Raw genomic sequence first — 26,015 nt, forward strand, 5'->3', positions numbered from 1 at the left:
CAGACGGCGGGCAAGTTTGACCAACAGGCCATGCCTGCTGGCCACCATTCAACAGACTCAAGGAGCCATTCATGCACAAAACCATCCGCACCCTGGCCGTGGCCGCCCTCGCCACCCTGTCGGCCTCTTCGTTCGCACAGCTTCAAGCCGAGTACACCTGGACGGGCACCTTGGCTGGCACCACCCTGACCTATTTCCCAAGCAACGGTGCTGAGGGTGCCGAAGGTCTGTTCCTCGGCGGCACCAAGATCCCGTGCGAACTGAATACCTCGCGCAAGTCTTTCTATGTGGGCGGCAATGATGTCAGTGACGCCTACCGCGTTCTGGCAGACGCCAAGGCTCAAGGCGCCACCGTCACCATCGCCTACACGAAAGACAAGCTTCTTTGCCGAGTGGTCTCGATCACCCGCTGATCAGATCAACAGCTCGAGACAAGGCCTCGCACCCAAGGGCGCGAGGCCTTTTCGCTACCCAAGGGTCATGCCGCAGGGCCTTGCGCTCGGTACGTCACGGGGCTGAGCCCCGTCCATCGGCGCACAGCGCGGTGGAAGGAACTGAGCTCTGCGTAGCCGGCCTCGGCTGCGATCTGAGCCAAGGTGTGATTCGAATGGCGCAGCTGATCAAGCGCTCGCTCCCTGCGAACCTCTGCCACCTCTTCACGGAAACTGAGTTCACTGGCAGCGAGACGCCGCTGCAACTGCCGCAACCCGACTTGTGCATCGCCGGTCATCCGCTGGAGCCTTGGTGCCAACGAGTGCAGCGTGGGCACGAGGCCGCGGTCCAGGTCTGTGCGAATTGCCGCGCGAACAGCTCGCCGAAGGGGCTCTCGACCGGAGCGATCCAAGTCAGCAGGCAGCACGCTGAACACCGCCACGCTCTGGCAAACAGCCTGATGAACTTCGGGGTGCGCATTCGGGTTGGCACGCACCAGCGCGTTTTCGAGGTGCCACTCCTGGTAGGCCCCTTCAGAGAAGGCCACGCGCATGCCAGCCGCGTGCAGTAAGTCAGCCACCTGGGCATCATGCGCAGCAGGCAACTGCACACGGCGTACGCGTTGATCCACGCCGCCCACGGCCTCAAGCAAAGACTGGCGACAGCCACACACAAACAGCCAGAACGCCAGCCCCTCCCCCTCATCCGGCCCCAAGGCAGTGACCGCCCACTCTTCTGATGGCTGCGTGGAGGAAGGCGCATGCGCCATGAACCTCAGCCCACAGGGCGTGAGTGATTGCACGCGCTGGTCGAGCTGAATGGCAGCCAGGGCATGAGGTGCCGTCATGAGACCGTACCCCACCGCCCCCCACTGCGCAAGGCCCAAGCTTCGGGCGAGCGCCCAGACGGCCGGCAGGCCTGAGGTCGTTCGTTGAAAAGCAGACAGCAAGGCGCTGAGGTTGTAGGCCCTGCCTGCTGGCGCGTGCTGGCTCTGCAGCCAGCCGTTGGCCTCTTGTTCGACTGAAGCCCACGGGCGCCCATGCAACAGCAAGTGTTGCCGGATCTGTCGGATGACCGCAAACACGAAGCCACTCTCCGGCGGCACAAAGCTCGTCGTGAGACTCAAGACATTCCCCCCTTGAATGACCGAATGTCAGGTCATGAATCACTGCACCGCGGTGTCCACCTCGTGAGCGGGTGGGCTGCCGGAGCTTTCTGATTCTAGGGAAGCCTTGTCAGAGCGGGCGAGTCGCTCAGCGACTGTTTACCGTGTGTTTCACTTGTGTGGGGAACACGCCGAAACTCAGCGCTTGAGCCGGAACTCGGCCGCCTGGGCGTGCGCCTGCAGGCCTTCGCCGTAGGCCAGCACGGCCGCGGTCTTGCCCAGCACCTGGGCGCCCGCTTCGCTGACCTCGATCAGGCTGCTGCGCTTCTGGAAGTCGTACACGCCCAGCGGCGAGCTGAAACGGGCCGTGCCCGAGGTGGGCAGCACGTGGTTGGGGCCGGCGCAGTAGTCGCCCAGGCTTTCGCTGGTGTAGGCGCCCAGGAAGATGGCGCCGGCGTGCTTGAGCAGGGGCTCCCAACGGTGCGGGTCGTTGCTCGACACTTCCAGGTGCTCGGGGGCGATGCGGTTGCTGATGTCGCAGGCTTCTTCCATGCTGCGGGTCAGGATCAGCGCACCGCGCCCTTCCAGCGAGGCGCGGATGATCTCGGCGCGGGGCATGGTGGGCAGCAGGCGGTCGATCTCGGCCTGCACCTTCGCGATGTAGGCCGCGTCGGGGCACAGCAAAATGCTTTGCGCCAGTTCGTCGTGTTCGGCCTGGCTGAACAGGTCCATGGCCACCCAGTCGGGCGGCGTGGAGCCATCGGCCAGCACCAGGATCTCGCTGGGGCCGGCGATCATGTCGATGCCCACGGTGCCGAACACATGCTTCTTGGCGCTGGCCACGTAGGCGTTGCCGGGGCCGGTGATCTTGTCGACTTTGGGCACGGTGGCGGTGCCATAAGCCAGTGCGGCCACGGCCTGTGCGCCGCCAATCGTGAAGGCGCGGGTGACACCGGCCACGTAGGCAGCGGCCAGCACCAGCGGGTTCTTCTCGCCGCGGGGGGTGGGCACGACCATGATGATCTCGCCCACACCGGCCACATGGGCAGGGATGGCGTTCATCAGCACCGACGAGGGGTAGGCGGCCTTGCCACCGGGCACATAGATGCCCACGCGGTCGAGCGGCGTGACCTTCTGGCCCAGCAGGGTGCCGTCTTCGTCACGGTACTGCCAGCTCAGGCCACAGGCCTCTTTCTGGCGTTCGTGGTAACTGCGCACCCGTCGCGCGGCGCTTTCCAGGGCTTCACGCTGCACGGCCGGCAGGCTGTCGAAGGCGGCCTTGAGTTCGGCCTGCCCCATTTCCAGCGCGGCCATGGTGTCGGCCTGCACGTGGTCAAAACGGCCCGTGTACTCCAGCACGGCGGCATCACCGCGCAGGCGCACGTCGGCCAGGATGGCACCCACACGGTCTTCGATGGCCGAATCCGTCTCGGCCGACCAGTGCAGCACCTGCTGGAAGGCGGCTTCGAAGTCAGGCTGGGTGGTGGCGAGGGTGCGGATCTGGACAGTCATGGGCACAAGGATCGCAGAAAACAGGCAGGCACGTGGCGCGTGGGGTCAGCCCCGGCTCAAAGGGCCATCAGGCCGGGATGGCGGTCTGGAAGGCCTCGATCATGGCGCGCAGCGGCTCGCGCTTGAGCTTGAGCGCGGCCTGGTTGACCACCAGGCGCGAGCTGATGTCCATGATGTGCTCGACCTCGACCAGCTTGTTGGCCTTGAGCGTGCTGCCGGTGGACACCAGGTCGACAATGGCGTCGGCCAGGCCGGTCAAGGGGGCCAGCTCCATCGAGCCATACAGCTTGATCAGGTCGACGTGCACGCCCTTGTCGGCGAAGTGCTGGCGCGCAATGGTGGTGTACTTGGTGGCCACGCGGATGCGCGAGCCCTGGCGCACGGCGGCTTCGTAATCGAAGTCATGGCGCACGGCCACGCTCATGCGGCACTTGGCGATGTTCAGGTCCAGCGGCTGGTACAGGTTGTCGCCACCATGCTCGATCAGCACGTCTTTGCCCGCCACGCCCAGGTCGGCACCGCCATGTTCCACGTAGGTGGGCACGTCGGTGGCGCGCACCAGCACCACACGCACGTCGTCGCGGTTGGTCGGCAGGATCAGCTTGCGCGACTTTTCGGGGTCTTCCAGCACCTCGATGCCAGCGGCAGCCAGCAGCGGCAGGGTCTCTTCGAAGATGCGGCCTTTGGACAGGGCAAGAGTGATCATGGGGTTCAGCCCTTCACGCGTTCGATGTCGGCGCCAATGCCGCGCAGCTTGGCTTCCATGCGGTCATAGCCACGGTCGAGGTGGTAGATGCGATCGACCAGGGTCTCGCCTTCGGCCACCAGGCCGGCAATGACCAGGCTGGCCGAAGCGCGCAGGTCGGTGGCCATGACGGTGGCGCCCGACAGCGCGGGCACGCCCGTGACCACGGCGGTGTGGCCGTCGACCTCGACCCTGGCGCCCAGGCGGATCAGCTCGTTGACGTGCATGAACCGGTTTTCGAAGATGGTCTCGTGGATGGCGGCCGAGCCTTCGGCCACGCAGTTGAGCGCCATGAACTGGGCCTGCATGTCGGTGGGGAAGCCCGGGTGTTCCTTGGTGCGGAAACCGACGGCCTTGGGGCGACCGCTGGCGCTCACGCGGATGAAATCGGCACCCGGCTCGACCGTGACACCGGCTTCGCGCAGCTTGTCGATGACGGCCTCGAGCTGTTCGGCATCGGTGCGACGGAGCGTGACATCGCCACCGGCAGCGCCCACGGCGCACAGGAAGGTGCCGGTCTCGATGCGGTCAGGGATGATCTGGTGGGCCTGGGCCGGGGTCAGGCCATGCAAGGCATCGACACCCTGGATGCGGATGCGGTGGGTGCCCTGCCCTTCGATGCGGGCGCCCATGGCGATCAGCAGGTTGGCCAGGTCGACGATTTCGGGCTCTTGGGCGGCGTTTTCGAGGATGGTTTCACCCTCGGCCAGCGTGGCCGCCATCATCAGGTTTTCGGTGCCCGTGACGGTGACCATGTCGGTGGTGATGCGGGCGCCCTTGAGGCGGCCCGGTTGGCCATCGGCACCCAGGGGGCCACGGGCCTCGATGTAGCCGTGCTCGACCACGATGTGCGCACCCATGGCCTGCAGGCCCTTGATGTGCTGGTCGACCGGGCGCGAGCCGATGGCGCAACCACCGGGCAGCGACACGCGGGCGCGGCCGAATCGGGCCAGCAGCGGGCCCAGCACCAGGATGGACGCGCGCATGGTCTTGACCAGCTCGTAAGGGGCCTCGGGGTTGTGCACCTTGCCAGCGTCCAGCGTGATGACGTCGTGCTGGTCGTCGCCGCGGTCGGCGGCGCGCTGCACGGCCACACCCATGTTGGCCAGCAGCTTGATCGTGGTGTTCACGTCCTGCAGCTGGGGCACATTGGCCAGGGTCACGGGCTCGGCGCTCAGCAGGGTGGCGCAGAGGTCAGGCAGGGCGGCGTTCTTGGCGCCGGAGATGGTCACCTCGCCTTGCAGGCGACGGCCACCACGGATCAGGAGTTTGTCCATGAAGCGCAAAGGGCGCGAAGCCTCCGCCTCGGCGGGGTCGCGCCTTGAAAAAGTTGGTGCTGAAAGAGAGGACCAGGGGGCCGTGCGGCTCAGGCCTGACCTTGCTGGGCCCATTCGGCCGGGGTCAGGGTCTTCATCGACAAGGCGTGAATCTCGGCCCGCATTCTATCGCCCAGCGCCTGATAGACGCGCTGGTGGCGCTTGATGCGGGTCAGGCCGTCGAATTCGGCGGCCACGATGGTGGCGTAAAAGTGCTGGCCGTCACCCTCGACGACCAGGTGGTCACAGGGCAGGCCGGCGGCGATGTATTGCTTGACTTCGTCGGGCGTGGGGTTGGCCATGGGGGCTGATTCTTTCGAGATATGAAATGCGCAGGCGCCGTCGGGGCGCTGTGCGGTCAATGCCGGATTTTGTACCCGATGCGCAGGAGGTGCAGGGCCAGGGCCGAAACGGCCAGGGTGGCGCCGCCCACCACCGCCAGCGACAGCCAGGGCGAAACATCGCTCACGCCGAAGAAGCCGCGCCGGAACCCATCGATCAGGTAGAAGAAGGGGTTGAGGTGCGACAGGCCCTGCCAGAAGGCCGGCAGCGAGTGCACCGAATAGAACACGCCCGACAAAAAGGTCATGGGCATGATGATGAAGTTCTGGAAAGCCGCCATCTGGTCGAACTTCTCGGCCCACAGGCCGGCAATCAGGCCCAGGGCGCCCAGCAGGGTGCCACCCAGCACGGCAAACACGACGGCCCACACCGGCTCGGCCAGCCCGGGTGGCGCGAACCAGGCGGTGACGGCGAACACGCCCAGGCCCACGGCCAGGCCGCGCACCAGCGAGGCGCCCACATAGGCCAGGAACCAGGCGCGGTGCGACAGCGGGGTCAGCAGCACAAACACCAGGTTGCCCGTGATCTTGCTCTGGATGAGCGAGGACGAGCTGTTGGCGAACGCGTTCTGCAGCAGGCTCATCATGACCAGGCCCGGGATCAGGAAGCGCGTGTAGCCCACGCCTTCGAACACCTCGACATGGTCCTGCAGCACATGGCCGAAGATCAGCAGGTACAGCACGGCCGTGAGCACAGGCGCCCCCACGGTCTGGAAACTGACCTTCCAGAAACGCAGCACTTCCTTGCGAAACAGGGGCATGGTGCCCGAAAAGCTGTTGGCGAGGTTCATGCGCTCTTCCCCTGCATGATGTTCAAGAAGACGTCTTCCAGGTCGGCCCGGCCGATTTCCAGGTCTTCCACGCGGCAGCCAGCTTCACGCAAGGTGGCCAGCAGGCGCTCGATGTGGTGGGCGTCTTGCGCAGGCAGTTGCACCACGCGGCCGGTGATGCGGGCCTGAGCCGCCAGGGCGGCCGGCAGGGCGTCGTCGGTCTTGAAGCGCAGCATGGCGTGGGCCGTGCCGGCCAGCAGCGCCGAGGTGGTGTCCAGCGCCACCAGCTGCCCCTGCTTGATCATGCCGATGCGGTGGCACAGGGCCTCGGCCTCTTCCAGGTAATGCGTGGTCAGCAGCACGGTGTGGCCTTCGCGGTTGAGCCGCGCGATGAACTGCCACAGCGTCTGGCGCAGCTCCACGTCGACGCCGGCCGTGGGCTCGTCGAGAACGATCACGGGCGGTTTGTGCACCAGGGCCTGGGCCACCAGCACCCGGCGCTTCATGCCGCCCGAGAGCTGGCGCATGTTGGCCTCGGCCTTGTCGCTCAGGCCCAGGTTGGCCAGCAACTCGTCGATCCAGTCGTCGTTGCGGCGAATGCCGAAGTAGCCGCTCTGATTGCGCAGGGTTTCGCGCACCGAGAAAAACGGGTCGAACACCAGCTCCTGCGGCACCACGCCCAGGCTGCGGCGGGCGGCCTGGTAATCACGGCGCACGTCGTGGCCCTGCACCAGCACCTGTCCGCCGCTGGCGCGGGCCAGCCCCGCCAGGATGCTGATGAGGGTGGTCTTGCCGGCCCCGTTGGGGCCCAGCAGGCCAAAGAATTCGCCAGGCGCGATGTCGAAACTGACGCCCTGCAGGGCTTTCACGTCGCGACCCGGGGCCTGGTAGGTCTTGGTGACGTTCTGGAAGGAGATGGCATTCATGTGAGGCGACAATTGTAGGAAGTGACCGGCCCTTTCGCCCATGCCTGCCAAAAAGCCCCGCCGAACCAGTGAGCGCATCCTCGATGTGACGCTGGCCATGTTCAACCGATTCGGTGAGCCCAACGTCTCGACCAGCCAGCTGTGCGCCGAGCTGGGCATCAGCCCGGGCAACCTGTTCTACCACCACCCCACGCGCGATGCCTTGATCGAGGGCCTGTTCGAGCGCTACCGGCAGCAGGTGGAACAGGTGCTGCGGAACGACACCCTCGGCCCAACGGGCGGCACTGCGCCCCCCCTGCTCAACACCGAGGCGGGCTTCAGCCCTGCCTTGGTCCGCCTGGCCGACGCCTGTCGCGGCGTGGCACAGGCGGCCTGGGGGCACCGGTTCCTGTTCCGCGACCTCAATGACCTGGTCGCCCGACAACGTGTGCTGGAAGATGAACTGCCCGGCTTGCTCCGGCGGCAAGCCGCCTGGCTGCAGGGGCAGGTTCAAGCCCTGGCGTGGGACAGCGCATCGCCCACCGATGCCCAGTTGCGGCTGTGGATGGGCCCGATGCTGGCCTCGCTGACCCACTGCATGGGACTGGACGGTGCGCTCGACCCCCGAGAACGTTTGCGGCCGACCGACGCGCAGGCCGTGGAGCGGGCCGTGTGGCGCGCCCTGGGGTTGTTGCTGAGTGCCCTGCCGCCAACGGAACAGCAAACCCTGCAGCAACACCTCAGCCGGGGGGAGGCCCTCGGCCCCGACCCATGGTGGCTTGCGAGCGACGGGGGTTAAGATGCCCTCCGTTTTCGAAACCCTCACTGAGACCGTAGGAGCCCTCCCATGTCCGACCTGCAAGCCCGCTTCGAGCAAGCCCTGGCCGACTCCAAGCTGCTGCCCGCCAAGCCCGACAACGACACCCTGCTGAAGATCTACTCGCTGTTCAAGCAAGGCAGCGTGGGCGATGTGCAGGGCGACCGCCCTGGCATGATGGATTTCGTGGGCCGCGCCAAGTACGACGCCTGGGCCGGCCTGAAAGGCAAGACCAAGGAAGCCGCCCAGCAGGCCTACATCGACCTGATCGAATCGCTGAAGACCTCGCTCAAGAAATGAGCCTGCGTGGGGGTGACCCCCCCGCCTGCACCAGGACAAAGGGCACCCGAGGGTGCCCTTTTTGCTGCCCCGCGGCGGGGCGTGACACCCAACAAGGGTTCAGGCCTGCTTGGAGGCCTTTTCGATGATGCGCCCCAGGTTCTTGGCCACTTCGGCTTCGATCATGGGTTTGAAAGCCGACATCATCATGCCGAGCTTGATGTTCAGGTCGAAGGCGTCGCCCGAAACCACCAGGGTGCCGTTCACGCCCATGCGCTCGAAAGTGATGGTGTCGGCCTGCTCACCCTGCTGGCACTGGCAGTTCAACCCCATCTTCTGTGAGGCCTCGGTCATCCACTGACCAGCCAGCTCCCGGGCCTTGTCGAAGCCCAGGGTGTGGGACTGCTGAAACTTGATGTCGCTCATGGCGAAGGTACCTTTCGATCTGCACAGGCCGATACAAGCGCCTGCAATGCGGAACTATAAATACCTTCGCACGCCAGAAAGTGTCGGATCTGCGCTGTTTTCAAAGCCCTTCACGATCTGGGTGAATGCGGCGTCGGCCCGCACCGGGCCCACCCACTCAGCCAGGGCCACATAGGCCGCATTGATCAGCCGGGTGCCCGCACCACGGGCAGGCCAGTCACCAGGCAAGCTGTCGACGTGGCCCCACAGCCATTCAGCCACCTGCAACTGCAGGTGCTTGGGGAAACGGGCCGTGTGGCGCAGCAGACCCTGCCGCCAGCGCTGAGGGGTGTACTGCGCACTGCACTCGCGTTCGACCACCGTTTCAATGGCCTCCAGAAAACGTTGCACCGCCAGATTGGCCAGGCCAGGCGGCACCGAATCGTTGGCGCTGCGAGAGTGCAGGGCATCTTCAAGCGGCGCAGGCCGGGTGTCGACCTTGTCGAGACGCGCAGCAGGCTCGCTGGTGGCCACGTCGGTCACCGGCCTGGCAGCCCCGCTGGCCTGGATGGCCCGCACGATCCGCAGGTGCAACTCGGCCTCACGCCCCTGCAAGCCGAACTGCTGGGCCACGCTGCGGCAGTATCGACTCAGACCCGCCAGCGCCGAAGCCTGGGCGGCTTGCTGGGGAGAGGCGCGCCAAAGCCCCAGCGCCTGCTGGGCCTGCGTCTCACTGAGGTAGCCCCCCAGTGCCCACAGCAGGGCCTGGCGCAAGGGTTCCTGCACAGTGTCGGCCTGCTCACTTGCCACGGTGGACGGCATCCTGCTGGAATTCCGGGTAGCCCAGTTCATAGTGCTCCGTGAAGTCGAGGCCCCGCTGCTCGTCCAGGGTGGACGCGCGCAGGGGCACGAACAGATTGATCACGCGGTACATCAGCATCGAGCCACCGAAGGCCCATGCGAAAGCCACCAGGCAACCCAGGGCCTGCACGCCCAACTGATGGGGGTTGAACAGGTCACCGGCCTTGAACAGGCCTGCAGCCAACGTGCCCCACACACCCCCCACCACATGCACCGACACCGCGCCCACCACGTCGTCGATGCGAAGGGCGTCGAGCACCTGGGCCGCCACCACGCTGAGCCCCCCGGCCACCGCCCCGGTGAGCAATGCAAAAGCCGGCTCCATGACGTGGCAACCTGCGGTCACTCCCACCAGGCCTGCAATCGAGCCATTGATGGTGCTGGTCATCAGCACACGCTGACGCCCCAGCACCAGCACGGCCATGGCGCCCAAAGCACCGGCTGCGCCGCCCAGGTGGGTGTTCAACGCGATGCGCCCGAGGCTGACGGAGGCCGATGCCGTGCTGCCCGCATTGAAGCCGAACCAGCCGATCCACAGGATGAAGGCCCCCAGGGCCACCAGGGTGAGGTTGTGGCCCAGGATCTGGCGGGGCCGGCCATCAGGCCCGAAGCGCCCCAGGCGTGGCCCCACACACAGCAATGCCGCCAGGGCCGCCCAGCCACCCACCGCGTGCACGACGCTGGAGCCTGCGAAGTCGATGAAGCCCATCTCTCGCAGCCAGCCAGTGCCCCCGTACACGCTGCCCCAGGCCCACGCACCGAACACCGGGTAGATCACGCCCGTGATGACCACCGAACCAATGATGTAGGCCGAAAAACGCGTGCGCTCGGCCACCGCACCACTGACGATGGTGGCCGCGGTGGCGGCGAACATGGTCTGGAAAAACAGCATGCCGTATTCGGCCTCGGGCACATGGTGCAGAGCAAACGCCGTGGTGCCCAGCCAACCTGACGGGTTGGCGCCAAACATCAGGCCATAACCCACCAGCCAGAACGCAACAGCGCCAAAGCACATGTCGCAGTAGTTCTTCATGATGACGTTGACCGTGTTCTTCGAGCGGGCCATGCCCGACTCCAGGAAGGCAAAGCCTGCCTGCATGAAGAACACCAGCGCACCGGCAGCCACCAGCCAGAGCATGTCGACCGACTGCTTCATCGACTCCAGTGTGAGCGGTACCGACGGTGACGCCATGGCCGAAGTGGCCATGGCGCCCGTCAGCCAGCCCAGCCACCGAATGGCCGACCGTCTGCTTCCCCGTGATTGCTTGGGTCCTGTCCCTGAGGGTGTTGTGTGTGTGCCATCCCTGCCCGTTCTTGTCGACGTTGGAGGTGTCTGTCTCATGCACCGGTCCTGCGCACGTTGTGCGGATGTTTGGAAACTTCTGTTCACAGTTAGCAAACTGCAGACCAGAACACCCCCAGCGGCGGGAATCCCCACCCGAACCAGGGGGTGCGCACCAGCCGCCGTCCGCCCGGGTAAGATCACTTGGTTGCCACCATCGAAGCCGTTCATGAGCGCTGCCAGCCTGCCCCCCAGCCCCCGTCTGCTGCCGGAGATCGTCAGCCAGGCCGCTGAGATCCAGGCCTTGCGTCGTGACATCCACGCCCACCCCGAGCTGTGCTTCGAAGAGGTGCGCACCAGCGACCTGGTGGCCGAGCGTCTGCGCGCCTGGGGCATCGAGGTGCACCGCGGTCTGGGCACCACCGGTGTGGTCGGCGTGATCGAAGGCTTGCCCGGGCCACGTGCCATCGGGCTGCGCGCCGACATGGACGCCCTGCCCGTGACCGAGCGCAACCAGTTCGCCCACGCCAGCCGCCACGCCGGCAAGATGCACGCCTGCGGCCATGACGGCCACACCGCCATGCTGCTGGCCGCCGCTCGCCACCTGGCCTCGCACCGCGACAGCTTTGCGGGCCGTGTGGTGCTGGTTTTCCAGCCCGCCGAAGAAGGCGGTGGCGGTGCCCGCGAAATGATGAAGGATGGCCTGTTCGAGCGCTTCCCCATGGACGCCATCTTCGGCATGCACAACTGGCCTGGCATGCCGGCTGGCACCTTCGCCATCAAAGACGGCCCCTGCTTCGCTTCCAGCAACGAGTTCCACATCCGCATCGTGGGCAAGGGCTGCCATGCGGCCATGCCGCACTTCGGCATCGACCCGGTGCCTGTGGCCTGCCAGCTGGTGCAGGCTTTCCAGACCATCCTGACGCGCAATCTGCGGCCGGTGGAAACGGGCGTGATCTCGGTCACCATGATCCAGGCCGGCGAAGCCACCAATGTGGTGCCTGACCATGTGACCCTGCAAGGCACGGTGCGCACCTTCACCCTCGACACGCTCGACCTGATCGAGCGCCGCATGCGCGAGATGACCGAGCAGTTGTGCGCCGCCTTCGGCGCCACGGCCGAATTCGAGTTCTCGCGCAACTACCCGCCCACCGTGAACCACACCCACGAAACCGAGTTCGTGCGCGAGGTGATGAAAGAGGTGGTGGGCGCCGAGCACGTCCAGGCTTTCGAGCCCACCATGGGCGCCGAAGATTTCAGCTTCTTCCTGCAGGGCAAGCCGGGCGCCTACTTCGTGATCGGCAATGGCGACGGCACGCACCGCGAGGGCGGCCACGGCCTGGGCCCCTGCACGCTGCACAACCCCAGCTACGACTTCAATGACCAGCTGATCCCGCTGGGTGCCTCGCTGTGGGTGCGCCTGGCGCAGCGCTGGCTGGCGCAACCGTGACGCCCTGCGTGAACCCTGCATGAATTGCGCATGAGCACCGACGGCACCCAGGGCCTGTACACCGCCTGGTTCGGTCTGAAAGCCGAGCCCTTCAGCATCGCGCCCGATCCGCGCTACCTGTTCATGAGCGAGCGCCACCGCGAGGCGCTGGCCCACCTGCTGTACGGCGTCAGCGGCGGTGGCGGCTTCGTGCTGCTGACCGGCGAGATCGGCGCCGGCAAGACCACCGTGTGCCGGGCCTTTCTGGAGCAGATCCCCCGGCGCTGCAATGTGGCCTACATCTTCAACCCGAAGCTGTCGGTGCCCGAACTGCTGCAGGCCATCTGCGAAGAGTTCCGCATCCCGGTGCCGGTCACGCCCGATTCGAACAAGGCCAGCATCGACGCCCTGAACCAGTTCCTGCTGCGCACGCACGCGGTCGGGCAGAACAATGTGCTGATCATCGACGAGGCCCAGAACCTGGAGCCCGCCGTGCTGGAACAGCTGCGCCTGCTGACCAACCTGGAAACCAGCGAGCGCAAGCTGCTGCAGATCATGCTGATCGGCCAGCCAGAGTTGCGGCAGATCCTGCAGCAACCGTCGCTGGAGCAACTGGCCCAGCGCGTGATCGCACGCTATCACCTCGATGCGCTGTCACCCAAGGAAACCGCGCAGTACATACGCCACCGCCTGGCCGTGGCGGGCCTGCCCGACAGCGAGCTGTTCGAGGCCCGCGCCGCTGCGCGCGTGCACCAGTTGACCGGCGGTGTGCCCCGCCGCATCAACCTGCTCTGCGACCGGGCCCTGCTGGGGGCCTTTGCGCTGAACCAGCGCAGCGTGAGCCAGGCCATGGTCGACAAGGCCGCCACCGAGGTGTTCGACCTGGACCGCTTGCCGGCACGCCTGAGCACACCCGAAAGCCGCCAACGCATGCCCCGCTGGGCCTGGCCAGTGCTGGGCGCAGCAGCGCTGGCCGCCGGCGGCGCGGTGCTGGCGGTGCAGCACCCTCAGCGCTGGTCAGAAAGTCTGCCCCACCTGTGGCTGCGCCCGGTGGCCAGCGCCCCCGGCACAGCAGTGGCAGCCTCTGCCGCATCGGTGGCTGCATCGGCGGTCACCCCGATCGCTCGCGGGGCGTCAACCGCTGCCCCCGCGGCCTCGACCGCCACCAGCCCCTTGTCTGGCTCAGCCGCCAGCACCTCGTTGCCCCAGCGGCTCGACCTGAGCCAGGCGCCCTGGCGCAAGGAAGACGACGCGCTGCAAGCCCTGGCGCGACGCTGGGCGCGTGACCTGCCCTCGCGCAACATCTGCACGCAGGCCCTGAAGCAGCAACTGCCCTGTTTCAGCAGCAGTGCGGGGCTCGCACTGATCCGCCAGCTCGAGCGCCCGGTGGTGCTGACGCTGCTGGACGATGACGGCCGCACCGTGTATGGTTTGCTGACGGGCCTGACCGACCGCAGTGCCACGCTGGTGCTTGGTGAGCAGGCCCAGACCGTGAGCCTGACCGCCCTGGCCCTGTCGTGGCGCGGGCAGTTCAGCACCTTCTGGCAGGCTCCGGAGGGCTACCGCCAGAAGCTGGTGCCCGGCAGCAAAGGCCCGGCGGTCGACTGGCTGGCGCAACGCCTGGCCACCGTGCAGCAGACCGAGCCCCCCACAGGTGCACAAACCCTTGACGCCGTGCTGCAAAGCCGCCTGACAGCCTTCCAGGTGTCGCAAGGCATCAAGCCCGACGGCATGGCCGGCGCCATGACCTTCATGCAGATCAACCGACTGACTGGCGTGCCCGAACCCCGTCTGCTCACCACCGGAGGCGGTCATGTCCTACATCCTTGAAGCGCTGAAGAAGGCCGAAGCCCAGCGGGGCCGTGGCGACGTGCCAGGCCTCGATGCCCAGCACATGCCCGCCGAACCCCTGGCCCTGCAGCCTCAGGCAGGTGGGCATGGCCTGCTGATCGGCATCATCATGATGCTGGGGTTGGCCGTGATCGGGCTGCTGCTGTGGTCAGGTCAGGACGCTGCCACCGGCACAGCGCCGCCACCGACGGCAGCACCTGCCATGGCTCAGGCCACGCCACCAGCAGCCCCTTCGGCAGCAACCCTGTCTGCACCCACACGCTCCGCACAAGCCACACCGCCCACCACCCGGCCCGAAACCACCGCCCCGCCGCCTGTGCTGGTGCCCCCACCGGACACCCGCGACCTGCCGCGCCACTTCCAGGACGCTCCACCGGTCGCCCCCCCTGAACGCCCCCGCGCCGGGCCTGCCACGCATGCCACTTCGGCCCAGCGCACGGCCGACACCCCCCTGCCCGAGGAGCTCAAGGCCCAGTTCCCGCGCCTGAGCTTCGGAGGCGCCATGCATTCGGACAATGCCGCCAGCCGCATGCTGATCGTCAATGGCCAGTTGCTGCGCGAGGGTGACACCGTGGCCCCTGACCTGGTGCTTCAGCGCATCGAGCTGAAATCGGCCACCTTCCGCTACAAGGGCCACACGCACACCGTGCAGTACTGAGCCCGGCCGAGCATGCTCCTTCGCTCGGCCTGACTTTGCCCATGGACACGCCCCTGTCGCCCCACCCTGTGGCCGTGCGCACGTTGTGCGAGTTCACGGCCCGCGCGGGTGACCTCGACCTGCGCTTCACGCCCTCGCCCACGGCGCAAGAAGGCATGGCAGGGCACGCGCTGGTGGCCTTGCGCCGACCGGCACATTGGCTGCGCGAAGCGCCCCTGCAAGGCGAACACGCCGGGCTGCTGGTGCGGGGGCGCGCCGATGGCATCGACCCCACCGCCCAGCGCATCGAAGAGGTCAAGACCCACCGTGGCCCCTTGAGCAACCAGCCGGCCAACCTGCGCGCCCTGCACTGGGCCCAGGCCCGTGTGTACGGGGCCTTGTGGGCGCAGCAGCAAGGACTGCCCGACACCGCCCTGCTCGACATCGCCCTGGTGTACCTGAACATCGACGACGGGGAAGAAACGGCACTGAGCGAAGCCCACACCGTGCAGGCCTTGCGCCAACACTTCCAGTCGCTGTGCGAACGCTACCGCCATTGGGCCGACCAGGAGCACGCACACCGCCGCGCCCGCGACCGCGCCTTGCAGGACCTGCGCTTTCCGCATGCAGGGTTTCGCACTGGCCAACGCGAACTGGCCGAGGCCTGCTGGCGTGCGGCACGGCAAGGGCGTGTGCTGCTGGCCCAGGCCTCCACCGGCATCGGCAAGACGGTGGCCACGGTGTTCGCCACGCTCAAGGCCATGCCCGAGCAGGCGCTGGACCGCGTGTTCTTTCTCACGGCCAAGACGTCAGGGCGCCAGCTGGCACTCGACACCCTGCAGCAGTTGCCGGGCCACGCCTGCCGAGCGCTGGAGCTGGTGGCCCGAGACAAGGCATGTGAACACCCCGACAAGGCCTGCCATGGCGAGTCATGCCCCCTGGCCCGGGGCTTTTACGACCGCCTGCCTCAAGCCCGCCGGGCCGCCGTCGAGTCGGCCATGCAGGGCCACGCCCTGGACAAGGCGCAAGTGCGCGCCCTGGCCCTGGACCACCAGGTGTGCCCCTACTACCTCGCGCAGGAGCTGGCCCGCTGGAGCGACGTGGTGGTGGGCGACTACAACCACTGGTTCGACCTCAGCGCCCTGCTGTTCGCCCTGCAGCAGCAGGAAGGCTGGAAGGTGGCGCTGCTGGTGGACGAGGCCCACAACCTGGTCGACCGCACCCGCGGCATGCACACGGTGGCGCTGGAGCAGACCGAGCTGCTGGCCCTGCGCAGGCCGGCGCAGCCCGAGGCCATCCGCAAGGCAGCCGACGGCCTGCAGCGCCAATGGGCCCGGCTCAACCGCAGCGCCCCGGCCGCCTACCACCCGCTGGAGCCCTGGCCCGAAGGCTGGCACCGCGCGCTGGTCAAGCTCATGCAGGCCCTGGGCGAGCACCAGGCCGAACACCCCACCGACATCGACCCGCAACGCCAGGCCTTCTTCCTCAATGCCTGGCCTTTGCAGACCCTGGCAGAGCGCTTTGGCAGCCACAGCCTGATCGACCTGCACACCACGCACGAGGGCCCCAAGCCCCTGAGCCGCATCACGCTGCGCAACGTGGTGCCTGGCCCGCACCTGGCCCCGCGGCTGGAAGCCGCCCACAGCCTGGTGCTGTTCTCGGCCACGCTGCAGCCCTGGCACTACCACCAGCGGCTGCTGGGCCTGCCGGACGACACCGTGTGCCTGGACGTGCCCAGCCCATTCCGCGCTGAGCAGCTGCAGGTGCAAGTGGCGCACCGGCTGTCCACCCGCTACAAAGACCGCGCGCGCAGCCTGCCGCACATCGTGCAGACCATGGCCCGGCAGTGGCACGAGCGCCCCGGCAACTACCTGGCGTTCTTCTCCAGCTTCGAGTTCATGCACCAGGCCGGCGAGGCCCTGCAGGCCGCGCACCCGGACATCCCGCAATGGCGGCAGGAACGCGGCATGCGCGAAGCCGACCAGGCCGCCTTCCTGGCCCGATTCACACCGCAGGGCCAGGGCATCGGCTTTGCCGTGCTGGGTGGCGCCTTCGGGGAAGGCATCGACCTGCCCGGCAGTCGCCTGATCGGGGCCTTCATCGCCACGCTGGGGCTGCCGCAGGTGAACCCCGTGAACGACACCTTCGCCGCACGCATGGACGCCCTGTTCGGCACAGGGCAAGGCCATGACATGGCTTACCTCTACCCCGGGCTGCAGAAGGTGGTGCAGGCCGCAGGCCGGGTGATCCGCACCCCGCAGGACGAGGGCGTGCTGCACCTGATGGATGACCGATTTGCCCAGGCGCGAGTGCAGGCCTTGTGGCCTGGGTGGTGGAGCGCGCCCAAGCCGCGCTAGCATGGCGGTCACCTCTGCCCTTGCCTCCCCTCTGCCCCATGAGCGACACCCGCACCTTCCCCGCCGACATCTACACCGAGCCCAAAGCCGACACGAACACCCTGGCCAACCTGGGCCCGCTGCGCGCCCTGGCGGGCGTCTGGGAAGGCACCAAAGGCCTGGACATCAAGCCCAAGGCCGATGGCCCGCGCAAGCAGGCCTATGTGGAGCGCATCAGCCTGCAGCCGGTTGACCCCGTCACCAACGGCCCGCAACTGCTGTACGGCCTGCGCTACCACACCCACGTCACCAAGCCCGAGCAGGTCAAGACCTACCACGAGCAGGTGGGCTACTGGCTGTGGGAGCCAGCCACCGGCACCGTGATCCACACCCTGACCATCCCGCGTGGCCAGACCGTGCTGGCCATGGGCCAGGCCAGCCCGGACGCCCGCCAGTTCGAGCTGGTGGCCACCCGCAGCGGCGGCGGCATCAGCGACATCCCCTTCCTGGCGCATGCCTTCCGCACCGACGAGTTCCGCATCACCGTCACCGTGAACGACGACGGCACCTGGAGCTACGACGAAGACACCATCATGGCCATCAAGGGCCAGACCGAGCCCTTCCACCACCGAGACCGCAACACGCTGAGCAAAGTGGCCGAGCCCACGCCGAATCCGTTGGCTGCAGGCTGAAACGCCCACAATTCCCTCACACCCGAGCAGGGCTTTCTGCTACAAACTGAGGCATCGCCCCTGATCGCGAGGCCTGTGCATGGTTCCCGACACGGAACGCCATGAAGCGCTGTTGCAGACGCTGGACACCGCAGCCCGGCAATCGCCATGGCCTGCCTGGGTGTGGTGTGACCTGTTGCCAGGTGGGCTCATGCTCAATCAGGCGGCTCGACATTGGCTGGGCCTGCAGGGGGCGGTCGACCAGTCCCTGATGGCGCAAGCCCTGTCGGGCCGGCAACCTCAACCCGCCCCTCTGCCGTGGCTGACCGCCAGCACCACAGGCCACCTGGGTGCGCAGGAGTGGCCCGATGGCGAGCTGACCTGGCTGCGCCTGCCCCCCGGAGGCCCCAAGGGCTGGTATGTGCGCTTGTGGCCCCGGGCCGAGCTGCCGGCGCCCGCGCCCTTGCCCCCGCGTGAAGACCGCTTCCGCCTGATCATCGAGTCGGCCCTCACGCGCTCGGTCAATGGCGTGGTGGTGACCGACGCCACCTTGCCCGGCAACCCCATCGTGCACGTCACACCGGGCTTCACCCGCCTGACAGGCTACAACGCCGATGAAGTGATCGGTCGCAACTGCGGCTTCCTGCAAGGCTCAGACCGCGCTCAGGCCGGTGTGTTTCAGCTGCGCGAGGCCATCGCCCTGCAACGCGACTGCACCGTGGTGCTTCGCAACTTCCGCAAAGATGGCACCCCTTTCTGGAACCAGGTCGAGATGCACCCGGTGCGCGACGACGCCACCGGCCTGGTCACGCACTTTTTCGCCCTCCAGACCGACGTCACCCTGCGCAAAGAGGCCGAAGAGGCCGCATGGGTGCGCCACATCGAGCTTGAGCGGGTGTTTGCCGGCAACCCCATGGCCCTGCTCACCCTCGATGCCCAGCAATGCGTGCAGATGGCCAGCCCGGCTTTCGAACGCCTGTTCGGCACCCGGCTGGACACCATCAAGGGCTGCCCGCGTGACGAACTGCCCCGGCACCTGCCACTGCTGGCCACTCAGCCGCCCTCCAATCCGTCCGCAACGCCGCCGTGGACATGGCCGGAGGCTGGGCACAGCGAATGCTGGCACGTGGGGGGACCAAGCCCTCGGGCCCTGGAGGTCAGCGTGCACCCACTGGGAGGCCCCAGCCCCGAGCGGCTGTACCTGTTCCGTGACGTGACCCAGGCCGAAGAGCAGCAGCAGGCCCACAGCGAATTCCTGGCCAAGGCCGCGCATGAACTGCGCACGCCCCTGGGCAGCATCTGCGGCTTCACCGAACTGCTGCTCAGCCGCGCCTACACGCGCGAACAGCAACGCCCCCTGCTCGAAACCGTGCTCTCGCAGGCCATGCGCCTGACCTCGCTGATCAACGACCTGCTCGATCTGTCCCGCATGGACCACCTGGGGGAACAGGCGTTTCCCCTGCGCGCGGTCGACCTGCGCGGGGTCATGCACAAGGCCCTGCAGGTGGTGCAGAACCCAGGGGGTGGCCGCCACTTCGACGTGCAATGGCCCCCCGCCGGCCCGCTGGTCTGGGGCCATGCCCAAAAGCTGGAGCAGGTGCTGATCAACCTGCTGTCCAACGCGGTGAAGTACTCGCCCGACGGCGGGGCCGTGCATGTGCGCGCACTGCCCGACCCCACCCCGGGCAGCTGGCGCATCGAGGTCGAAGACCACGGCATCGGTCTGGCGCCCGAGCACCTCGACAAGCTGTTCACACGGTTTTTCAGAGCCAACCCTTCAGGTCCCATCCCGGGCACGGGCCTGGGGCTGGTGATCGTCAAGGAACTGGTCGAGCGCATGGGCGGCCAGATCACCGTGCGCAGCACCCTGGGCCAGGGCACCACGTTTTCAGTGCACCTGGGCCCCCTGCCCGACGTCGCGCCTGCATCTTCTTCCTCATCCTGACCGAGACCTTCCTCATGAGCACCCAGGAACTCCCCCACTTCGACGCCCCCGGCCTGTGCCGGCTGCTGAACCAGAGTCCGCCCGACCTGCTCGACGAGCTCCCCTACGGCGTGATCGGCTTCCTGCCCAATGGCCGCATCCAGCGCTACAACCGGCATGAAAGCCAGATGGCTTTTTTCGACCGCGACTCCGTGCTCGGACAGCATGTGTTCCTGGAGCTGGCTCCCTGCCTGAACAACTACCTGGTCGAGACCCGCTTTGCCGATGCCGAAGCGGCGGGGCAGTCGCTGGACGAAACCTTGCCCTATGTGCTGACGTTCCGAATGCGCCCCACCCGGGTGCGCCTTCGACTGCTCAGCGAACCCGACCAGCCCCTGCGCTTCGTGCTCATCCACCGCTGACCTCATCCACCCAAGGAACCGCCATGTCCCCCGTGCTCCGCGAGGATCTGCCCCTGCCTGGCGATGCCGCCCTGGTCGACGAGTACCGGGCCCTGCTCCAGTTCATCCACCTGGCGCCGGTGGGTCTGGTCAAGGCGCGGCGCGACGGCAGCATCGACCTCATGAACCCGATGGCTGCACAATTGCTGGCCCCATTGGGTTTTGGCGAAGGCACCGGCGGGCTGAACCTGCTGACCATCCTCGACCGCGCCTCGCCCGACATCCGCACCCTGGTGCAACTGCAGCAAGGCAGCGCCGGCGTGGTCTGCGAGAACTACCGCATCACGCTGCCCGAAGCCGACCATGCCCCCGAAGAAGCTCCGGTGGCCCTGGGCGTGACGCTGATGATGCTGGGCGATGTGCTCGACAGCCTGATGGCCGTGATCACCGACGAATCGGCCGCCGTGCGGCTGCAGCACCTCAAAGCCAGCTGGCGCACCTGAGCCCTGCGCCATGCCTGCCCACCTGCCACGTACGTCACCCGTCCCGCACTGGCACACACCCGCCACCATCGACCGCCTGGTGCGCGACCTGCTGCTGTCTGAAATGGCCCAGCTGCGGCCCGGCGGCTGGCCCCTGCCCACCAGCCAGACAGGGGCAGGGCCAGAGGCACCGCCCCCCGATTGGCACTGGGTGCATGACCTGGGCGCCGACTCTCTGGAGCTGCTGCAGCTCACCACCGCCCTGGCCGACACCCTGGGCCTGCATGAGCTCGCCCAGGCGCAGGCACTGTTCGAGCAGCCCCGCTGGGCGCACTGGCAGGCCATGGCCCGCTCGCATTGGCAACAGCCCCCTGAACGCCTGCGCTTTCGCACCTCGGGCAGCACCGGCACGCCGCGCAGCTGCTGGCATGCCCTGCCCCACCTGTGGGAGGAAATGTGTGCCATGGCCACCGTGATCGGCCCGGCCCGGCGGGTGGTCAGCGCGGTGCGCAGCCACCACATCTACGGCTTCCTGTTCACCGTGCTGCTGCCGCACGCCCTGCGCCCCGAGCAGCCCCTGCCCGTGCTGGACCTGGCCGGCCTGCCCCCCATTGGCCTGGGCCGCCAGCTGGCGCCGGGCGATGTGGTGGTGGGCTTTCCCGACTGGTGGCGCGCAGCCTTGCGGGCGACGCCCGAGTGGCCAGACGGCGTGGTGGGCATCAGCTCGACCGCCCCATGTCCACCCGAGCTGAGCGATGCCTGCCTGCAGGCCGGGCTGCACCGACTGCTGCATGTGTATGGCAGCTCGGAAACCGCCGGCATCGGCTGGCGCGAATGGCCCCAGCAGGCCTATACGCTGTTCCCCCACTGGCACCGTGTGCCTGGCGAACCGCAGACCCTGCAACGTGAGGGCCTGACGCCTGAGGCAGCGCCACGGCGCACCACCCTTCAAGACACCTTGCACTGGGCATCTGCCCACGACACGCCGGCCGACGCTGACACTGCGCGTTGCTTCACCCCGGGGCCGCGGGTGGACGGCGCGGTGCAGGTGGGGGGTGTGAACGTGCACCTGGGCCTGGTGCAGGCACGGCTGGCCCAGTTGCCTGGTGTGCAGGACATCACCGTGCGACTGGCCGACCTTCAGGGCCAGCCCCGGCTCAAGGCCTTTGTGGTGCCCACTCCCGATGCCCCGGCCGACCTGCCCGAGCAGCTGCTGGCCTGGGCCCGGCAACACCTGGCGCCCCCCGCACGGCCGGTGCACATCACGCTGGGTCAGGCCCTGCCGCGCAACGGCATGGGCAAGCTGTGCGACTGGCCCCTGGGCTGATCAGCGCAGGCGGTACGCGGCCTTGTCCAGCGTGCCCTTGATCTCGTGCCAGACCACGGCGGTCAGCCAGCGATGCGGCAACAGGTTGGAGCCCACCCACGTCTTGAAGGCATCCTGGCCACACACGATCTTGGCCTCGTTGCGCCGAATGCCGCGGATCACGCGCTGCGCGATCTGGTCGGGCGGCACGGTCAGGTAACGCTGCGCAAACGCCTGGCTTTCCTGCCGGCGCGCAATGTTGGTGGCCACACCCCCCGGGTGCACCAGGTGCACCGTGACCGGGCTGTCATGCAGCTCGACCATCAGGGCCTCGGTGAAGCCGCGCACCGCAAACTTGCTGGCGCAGTAATCGCTTTGACTGGGTGAGCCGATCAGCCCCATGATGCTGGACACATTCACCACAGCCCCTTCGCCCTGCGCCATCAGCATGGGCAGAAAAGCCAGTGTGCCGTTGACCACGCCGAAATGGTTGACGCGCATGATGCGCTGGTGGTCGGCCGGCGAGGTCTGCCACGCAGGCCGAGCCGCCCCCTCGATGCCAGCGTTGTTGATCACCACATGGGCCGTGCCGAAACGCGCCTGAACCTGTGCGGCAAAGCCCTGCATGGCGGCTTCATCGGCCACATCGAAGGCAGCGGTCAGCACCTCGGTGTGCCCCCGCTGGCGCAGCAGTTCGGCCGTCTGCCCCAGGCCCACCGGGTCGAAATCATTGAGGGCCACCCGCGCGCCTTCGGCGGCAAAGGCCAGTGCATAGGCACGCCCCATGCCGGAAGCAGCCCCCGTGATCACCACCACCTTGCCTTGGAAGTCACGCATGGCGGGCCCCGGTCTCAGCTGAACAGGTGGTGGGCCGGCTTGAACGCTTTGGCCAGCTGGCGGAAGGTGAACGAGAAGCCGGGGAACATGGCGATCACATGGCCGCTCTTGCTTTTGTACCAGCTGTTGCAGCCGCCCGATTGCCACACCGTCTGCTTCATCTCGCGGTGGATCATGTCGGTGTAGTCGCGTTCGGCCTCGGCCTTGACCTCGATCGAGCGGGCGCCCTGCTTCTCGGTGGCCGCAATGGCACGGCGGATGTATTCCATCTGCGCCTCGATCACGAAGATGGCCGAGGTGTGGCCGATGCCGGTGTTCGGGCCGGTCACCACGAACAGGTTGGGGAAGCCCGGCATGCAGGTGCCCAGGTAAGCGCGCGGGTACTCGGCCCAGAAGTCCTGCACCGTCTTGCCGCCCTTGCCCACCACCGGGTACGAGATCACGCCATCGGTGGCGTCATAGCCCGTGGAGTACACGATCAGGTCCAGGTCGATCTGCTGGCCCTTGGCCGTCAGGATGCCCTTCTCGTTGATCTCGGCAATGCCATCGTCCTTGGGGTGCAACTGCACGTTGGGGCGGCACAGCGCGGGGTACAGCGTGCTCGACAAGATGATGCGCTTGCAGCCGATGGTGAAGTCGGGCGTGACAGCCGCCTGGATCTTCGGGTCCTTGATCTGCTTCTTGATGTGGTGCAGCGCCTCGCGCTGGGCCACCAGGTTCAGCATGGTCTTGGAGTACTTGAAGCCGATCATGCGGGTCTCCAGGCTCCAGTAGATCGCCCGGCGCAGCAGCATGTACAAGGGCTTGACCTTCAGCAGGCTGCGCTGCCATGGCGAGAACTTGCGGTCGGGACGCGGCAGCACCCAATGGGGCGTGCGCTGGAACACGTGCAGCTGCTTCACATCCGGGGCGATGGCCGGGATCACCTGCGCGGCACTGGCACCGCTGCCGATGATGGCCACGCGCTTGCCCTGGTAGGCGTAGTTGTGGTCCCACGCGTTCGTGTGGAAGCTGTGGCCCTTGAAGGTGTCACGGCCCTTGAAGTTGGGGATCACCGGCGTGCTCAAGGGGCCCGATGCATTGATCAGGTACTTGGCCAGGAAGGTGCCCGAGTGCTCGGTGAAGACTTGCCACATCTGGCGGCTGTCGTCCCACTCCACCCGCGTGACATTGGCGTTCAGCACGGTCTTCTCGCGCAGCTTGTACTTGGCCAGCACGTGGTTGGTGTATTCAACCAGCTCGTGCTGCTCGGCGAACATCTGCGTCCAGGGGTAGGGCTCGAACGACAGCGAATACAGCGGAGACTGCACGTCGACCGCCGCGCCGGGATAGCTGTTCTGGCTCCAGGTGCCGCCCATCCAGGCGCGGCGCTCGAGGATGGCGAAATCATCGATGCCGATGCGACGCAGGTTGACCGCGGCGGCCTGGCCACCAAAGCCGCTGCCGATGATGAGGACGAGGTGCTGTTTCATGGGAGACCACTGCTGAACGATGGCGGCATCATACACATCTGACGACACTTGTCATCACAAAAATTCCCCTGAAACACGGGGCTCGCAACGACAAGGAGGATGCAGGTGACGACAAGCCACCTCACAATGGCGCCATGCCCCGTCCTGCCCGAGCCCCTGCCCCCGACAGCGTGCCCGCACCGCCCGGTGCGACCGAATCGGCGCCACCGCAAGCGCGCACCTACGGTGGCATTGACCTGAATGCCCGCAAGGCGCAACGACGCGAGGCCTTTCTTCAGGCCGGGCTGAACCTGTTCGGCACCCAGGGCTACCGCCAGGCCACCGTGCGCCAGGTGTGCCGCGAAGCCCGCCTGACCGACCGCTACTTCTATGAATCGTTCGAAACGCTGGAAGACCTGCTGCTGGCCGTCTACCACCGCGAATTCGACCGCCTGCAACACGCCCTGGTGCCCACCCTGATGAGTTCCTTGCAGGCGCGCCAGCCCATCGACGGCATTCGCCGCGGGCTGGAACTCGTGTTCGACATGGTGGAAGACCAGCGGGTGGCCCGGGTGTGCTGGCTGGAGGTGCTGGGCGTGAGCGCCCGGGTCGATGCCGAATACAGCCACCGTGTCGAGCAATTTGCCGGCCTGTTGCTGATGGCCACGCGCCTGCACCTGCCGCAATGGCAACCCCAGCCTCAGCAGGCCCGCTTGCTGGGCCAGGCCATGATCGGTGTGGTGGTGCAGATCGTGACCCAGGCCTTGCTGCAGGCCGCCCCGCCCTGCAAGGCCGACCGCATCGCGGCCGCCCTGATGGTGTTCGAAGGCCTGTGGATGCGCCTGCAGACCGAGGTGTCGGCCCCTGCGACGATCAACGCTTGACCACGCCAAGGTAAACCCTTGATTTGAAAGCGCTGTGGCGGGCTGTCCCAAGCCACCCCACAGACTTGTCCACAGAAACTGTGGATAACGATCAGGCCTTGCGCCCCAGGCGCCAGCCCTCGTCGAACACGCGCCAGAAGTTGGCCGCACAGGGCGACGGCTCACCAGGCAGCCGGGCCAGCCCCAAGGTGGCCTTGGGTGCCGCGCCCACGATGTCGAGGTAGACCACCCCCGGGGCCTGCACCTGGCCCATCGAGGCCGTGACCACCGACACGCCCATCTCGGCCGCCACCAGGTGAATGACCGAGGCCATCTGTGGCGCGGTCTGCTCCACCCGTGGTTCGAAACCCGCCCGCTGGCAAGCCGCCAGGATGGCGTCGTACAGGCTCAGGCCCACCGACCGGGGAAACAGCACCCAGGGGTCGTGCGCCAGCCGCGCCAGGCCCACACGCCGCAGGTGTGCCAGGGGGTGCGACACGGGCAGCACCACCTTCATGGCTTCGTCCTTCAGTCTCAGCACCTGCAGGGGCTCGGTCAGGCTGGCCCCGGGGCGCAGGAAGGCGCAGTCCAGGCGGCCCTGGTTCAGGTGGGCGGTCAGGCGCGTGGTGTTGGTTTCGGTCAGCTCCAGTTGCACCTGTGGCCACTGCCGACGGAAATCCCGCAAGGTGCCCGCCACCGCCGGGTGGAACGAGGCAGAGCCGGTGAACCCCACGCGCAGCACCCCGGTGTGCCCCTGCGCTGCGCGCACGGCCGCATGGCGCGCCACCTCGGCCGCCTGCATGGTGCGCAAGGCCTCGGCCTGGAAAGCTTCACCAGCCGCCGTGAGCTGCATGCCCTGGGGAGAACGCACGAACAGCGTCACGCCCAGCCAGCCCTCCAGCTCCTTGAGCTGCTGGCTCAAGGGCGGCTGGCTGATGCCCAGGCGCGCTGCCGCCCGCGTGACATTGCCCTCGTCGGCCACGGCCAGAAAGTATCGAAGGTGACGCAGCTCCATCATGGCAACCTCATATGTTTCACATATCCATACCAGTCGAAC

General features: G+C 67.2%; 26 protein-coding genes. 13 read left to right on the forward strand and 13 right to left on the reverse strand.

Annotated features, from left to right (window positions below; translation table 11 throughout):
- Positions 1–71: 71 nt before the first annotated feature.
- Complete coding sequence (locus EYS42_RS06325) at positions 72–413, forward strand: hypothetical protein (RefSeq protein ID WP_130966997.1); 342 nt, start codon at positions 72–74, stop codon at positions 411–413.
- A 65-nt stretch (positions 414–478) separates the two neighbouring features.
- Here the strand turns inward: EYS42_RS06325 and EYS42_RS06330 are convergent, their stop codons facing one another.
- The 7 genes from EYS42_RS06330 to EYS42_RS06360 all read right to left on the reverse strand — a co-directional run bounded on the left by EYS42_RS06330 (position 479) and on the right by EYS42_RS06360 (position 7,147).
- Positions 479–1,558 carry a helix-turn-helix transcriptional regulator gene (locus EYS42_RS06330; protein WP_130966998.1) on the reverse strand — a complete coding sequence of 360 codons (1,080 nt, stop codon included), beginning with the start codon at positions 1,556–1,558 and terminating at the stop codon, positions 479–481.
- Between the two features lie 177 nt (positions 1,559–1,735).
- Positions 1,736–3,049 (reverse strand): histidinol dehydrogenase, encoded by a 1,314-nt coding sequence (gene hisD / locus EYS42_RS06335; RefSeq protein ID WP_130966999.1) that lies wholly within the window; start codon positions 3,047–3,049, stop codon positions 1,736–1,738.
- A gap of 67 nt (positions 3,050–3,116) precedes the next feature.
- Positions 3,117–3,755 (reverse strand): ATP phosphoribosyltransferase, encoded by a 639-nt coding sequence (gene hisG / locus EYS42_RS06340; protein WP_130967000.1) that lies wholly within the window; start codon positions 3,753–3,755, stop codon positions 3,117–3,119.
- A 5-nt stretch (positions 3,756–3,760) separates the two neighbouring features.
- Positions 3,761–5,071 (reverse strand): UDP-N-acetylglucosamine 1-carboxyvinyltransferase, encoded by a 1,311-nt coding sequence (gene murA / locus EYS42_RS06345; protein WP_130967001.1) that lies wholly within the window; start codon positions 5,069–5,071, stop codon positions 3,761–3,763.
- An 89-nt stretch (positions 5,072–5,160) separates the two neighbouring features.
- A complete protein-coding gene (locus EYS42_RS06350) occupies positions 5,161–5,412 on the reverse strand; it encodes a BolA family protein (RefSeq protein ID WP_130967002.1) in 252 nt (83 codons plus the stop codon).
- Positions 5,413–5,468: 56 nt separating this feature from the next.
- Positions 5,469–6,242: an ABC transporter permease gene (locus EYS42_RS06355; RefSeq protein WP_245503527.1), complete on the reverse strand. Its 774-nt coding sequence runs from the start codon at positions 6,240–6,242 to the stop codon at positions 5,469–5,471.
- Positions 6,239–7,147, reverse strand: coding sequence for an ABC transporter ATP-binding protein (locus tag EYS42_RS06360; RefSeq protein WP_130967003.1), 909 nt, complete (start codon positions 7,145–7,147; stop codon positions 6,239–6,241). The genes EYS42_RS06355 and EYS42_RS06360 overlap by 4 nt, the downstream gene beginning before the upstream one ends.
- Positions 7,148–7,187: 40 nt before the next feature.
- Between EYS42_RS06360 and EYS42_RS06365 the strand changes: the two genes are divergently transcribed.
- Both EYS42_RS06365 and EYS42_RS06370 read left to right on the forward strand, forming a co-directional pair.
- Complete coding sequence (locus EYS42_RS06365; RefSeq protein WP_130967004.1) at positions 7,188–7,925, forward strand: TetR/AcrR family transcriptional regulator; 738 nt, start codon at positions 7,188–7,190, stop codon at positions 7,923–7,925.
- A 48-nt stretch (positions 7,926–7,973) separates the two neighbouring features.
- Positions 7,974–8,243 (forward strand): acyl-CoA-binding protein, encoded by a 270-nt coding sequence (locus EYS42_RS06370; RefSeq protein ID WP_130967005.1) that lies wholly within the window; start codon positions 7,974–7,976, stop codon positions 8,241–8,243.
- A 99-nt stretch (positions 8,244–8,342) separates the two neighbouring features.
- Here EYS42_RS06370 and EYS42_RS06375 read toward each other — a convergent pair whose 3' ends face one another.
- Genes EYS42_RS06375 through EYS42_RS06385 form a run of 3 tightly spaced genes read right to left on the reverse strand, consistent with a single transcriptional unit; the run spans position 8,343 to position 10,695 of the window.
- Complete coding sequence (locus EYS42_RS06375) at positions 8,343–8,648, reverse strand: polyhydroxyalkanoic acid system family protein (protein WP_130967006.1); 306 nt, start codon at positions 8,646–8,648, stop codon at positions 8,343–8,345.
- A gap of 54 nt (positions 8,649–8,702) precedes the next feature.
- Positions 8,703–9,449: a hypothetical protein gene (locus tag EYS42_RS06380; protein ID WP_130967007.1), complete on the reverse strand. Its 747-nt coding sequence runs from the start codon at positions 9,447–9,449 to the stop codon at positions 8,703–8,705.
- Positions 9,427–10,695, reverse strand: coding sequence for an ammonium transporter (locus EYS42_RS06385; RefSeq protein ID WP_130967008.1), 1,269 nt, complete (start codon positions 10,693–10,695; stop codon positions 9,427–9,429). The genes EYS42_RS06380 and EYS42_RS06385 overlap by 23 nt, the downstream gene beginning before the upstream one ends.
- 304 nt (positions 10,696–10,999) lie before the next feature.
- Here EYS42_RS06385 and EYS42_RS06390 point away from each other — a divergent pair, with 304 nt between their 5' ends.
- The 9 genes from EYS42_RS06390 to EYS42_RS06430 all read left to right on the forward strand — a co-directional run bounded on the left by EYS42_RS06390 (position 11,000) and on the right by EYS42_RS06430 (position 21,828).
- The gene (locus tag EYS42_RS06390) at positions 11,000–12,220 is read left to right on the forward strand and encodes a M20 aminoacylase family protein (RefSeq protein ID WP_130967009.1); all 1,221 of its coding nucleotides are present in this window, start codon (positions 11,000–11,002) and stop codon (positions 12,218–12,220) included.
- A 30-nt stretch (positions 12,221–12,250) separates the two neighbouring features.
- Positions 12,251–14,029, forward strand: coding sequence for an ExeA family protein (locus tag EYS42_RS06395; protein ID WP_245503528.1), 1,779 nt, complete (start codon positions 12,251–12,253; stop codon positions 14,027–14,029).
- On the forward strand, positions 14,013–14,708 hold the full coding sequence (locus tag EYS42_RS06400) for a general secretion pathway protein GspB (RefSeq protein WP_130967010.1): 696 nt from the start codon (positions 14,013–14,015) through the stop codon (positions 14,706–14,708). Before EYS42_RS06395 ends, EYS42_RS06400 begins: the two co-directional genes overlap by 17 nt.
- Before the next feature lie 41 nt (positions 14,709–14,749).
- A complete protein-coding gene (locus EYS42_RS06405) occupies positions 14,750–17,044 on the forward strand; it encodes an ATP-dependent DNA helicase (RefSeq protein ID WP_130967011.1) in 2,295 nt (764 codons plus the stop codon).
- A gap of 38 nt (positions 17,045–17,082) precedes the next feature.
- A complete protein-coding gene (locus EYS42_RS06410) occupies positions 17,083–17,715 on the forward strand; it encodes an FABP family protein (protein ID WP_130967012.1) in 633 nt (210 codons plus the stop codon).
- 79 nt (positions 17,716–17,794) lie between these two features.
- Positions 17,795–19,639 carry an ATP-binding protein gene (locus tag EYS42_RS06415; protein ID WP_130967013.1) on the forward strand — a complete coding sequence of 615 codons (1,845 nt, stop codon included), beginning with the start codon at positions 17,795–17,797 and terminating at the stop codon, positions 19,637–19,639.
- Positions 19,640–19,653: 14 nt separating this feature from the next.
- Positions 19,654–20,040, forward strand: a complete 387-nt coding sequence (locus EYS42_RS06420) for a PAS domain-containing protein (protein ID WP_245503529.1) — start codon at positions 19,654–19,656, stop codon at positions 20,038–20,040.
- Positions 20,041–20,063: 23 nt separating this feature from the next.
- Positions 20,064–20,522 carry a hypothetical protein gene (locus EYS42_RS06425; protein WP_130967014.1) on the forward strand — a complete coding sequence of 153 codons (459 nt, stop codon included), beginning with the start codon at positions 20,064–20,066 and terminating at the stop codon, positions 20,520–20,522.
- Positions 20,523–20,532: 10 nt separating this feature from the next.
- Positions 20,533–21,828 carry an AMP-binding enzyme gene (locus EYS42_RS06430; RefSeq protein WP_130967015.1) on the forward strand — a complete coding sequence of 432 codons (1,296 nt, stop codon included), beginning with the start codon at positions 20,533–20,535 and terminating at the stop codon, positions 21,826–21,828.
- Here the strand turns inward: EYS42_RS06430 and EYS42_RS06435 are convergent, their stop codons facing one another.
- Together EYS42_RS06435 and EYS42_RS06440 are read right to left on the reverse strand one after the other, a co-directional pair.
- Positions 21,829–22,644, reverse strand: a complete 816-nt coding sequence (locus tag EYS42_RS06435; RefSeq protein ID WP_130967016.1) for an SDR family NAD(P)-dependent oxidoreductase — start codon at positions 22,642–22,644, stop codon at positions 21,829–21,831.
- 14 nt (positions 22,645–22,658) lie between these two features.
- The gene (locus EYS42_RS06440) at positions 22,659–24,116 is read right to left on the reverse strand and encodes a flavin-containing monooxygenase (RefSeq protein ID WP_130967017.1); all 1,458 of its coding nucleotides are present in this window, start codon (positions 24,114–24,116) and stop codon (positions 22,659–22,661) included.
- A 134-nt stretch (positions 24,117–24,250) separates the two neighbouring features.
- Between EYS42_RS06440 and EYS42_RS06445 the strand changes: the two genes are divergently transcribed.
- Positions 24,251–24,979, forward strand: coding sequence for a TetR/AcrR family transcriptional regulator (locus EYS42_RS06445; protein WP_130967018.1), 729 nt, complete (start codon positions 24,251–24,253; stop codon positions 24,977–24,979).
- A 91-nt stretch (positions 24,980–25,070) separates the two neighbouring features.
- Here EYS42_RS06445 and EYS42_RS06450 read toward each other — a convergent pair whose 3' ends face one another.
- Positions 25,071–25,973: a LysR family transcriptional regulator gene (locus tag EYS42_RS06450; protein WP_130967374.1), complete on the reverse strand. Its 903-nt coding sequence runs from the start codon at positions 25,971–25,973 to the stop codon at positions 25,071–25,073.
- Positions 25,974–26,015: the final 42 nt, after the last annotated feature.

Source organism: Aquabacterium lacunae (assembly GCF_004310865.1).
Taxonomy (GTDB): Bacteria; Pseudomonadota; Gammaproteobacteria; order Burkholderiales; family Burkholderiaceae_C; genus Aquabacterium; species Aquabacterium lacunae.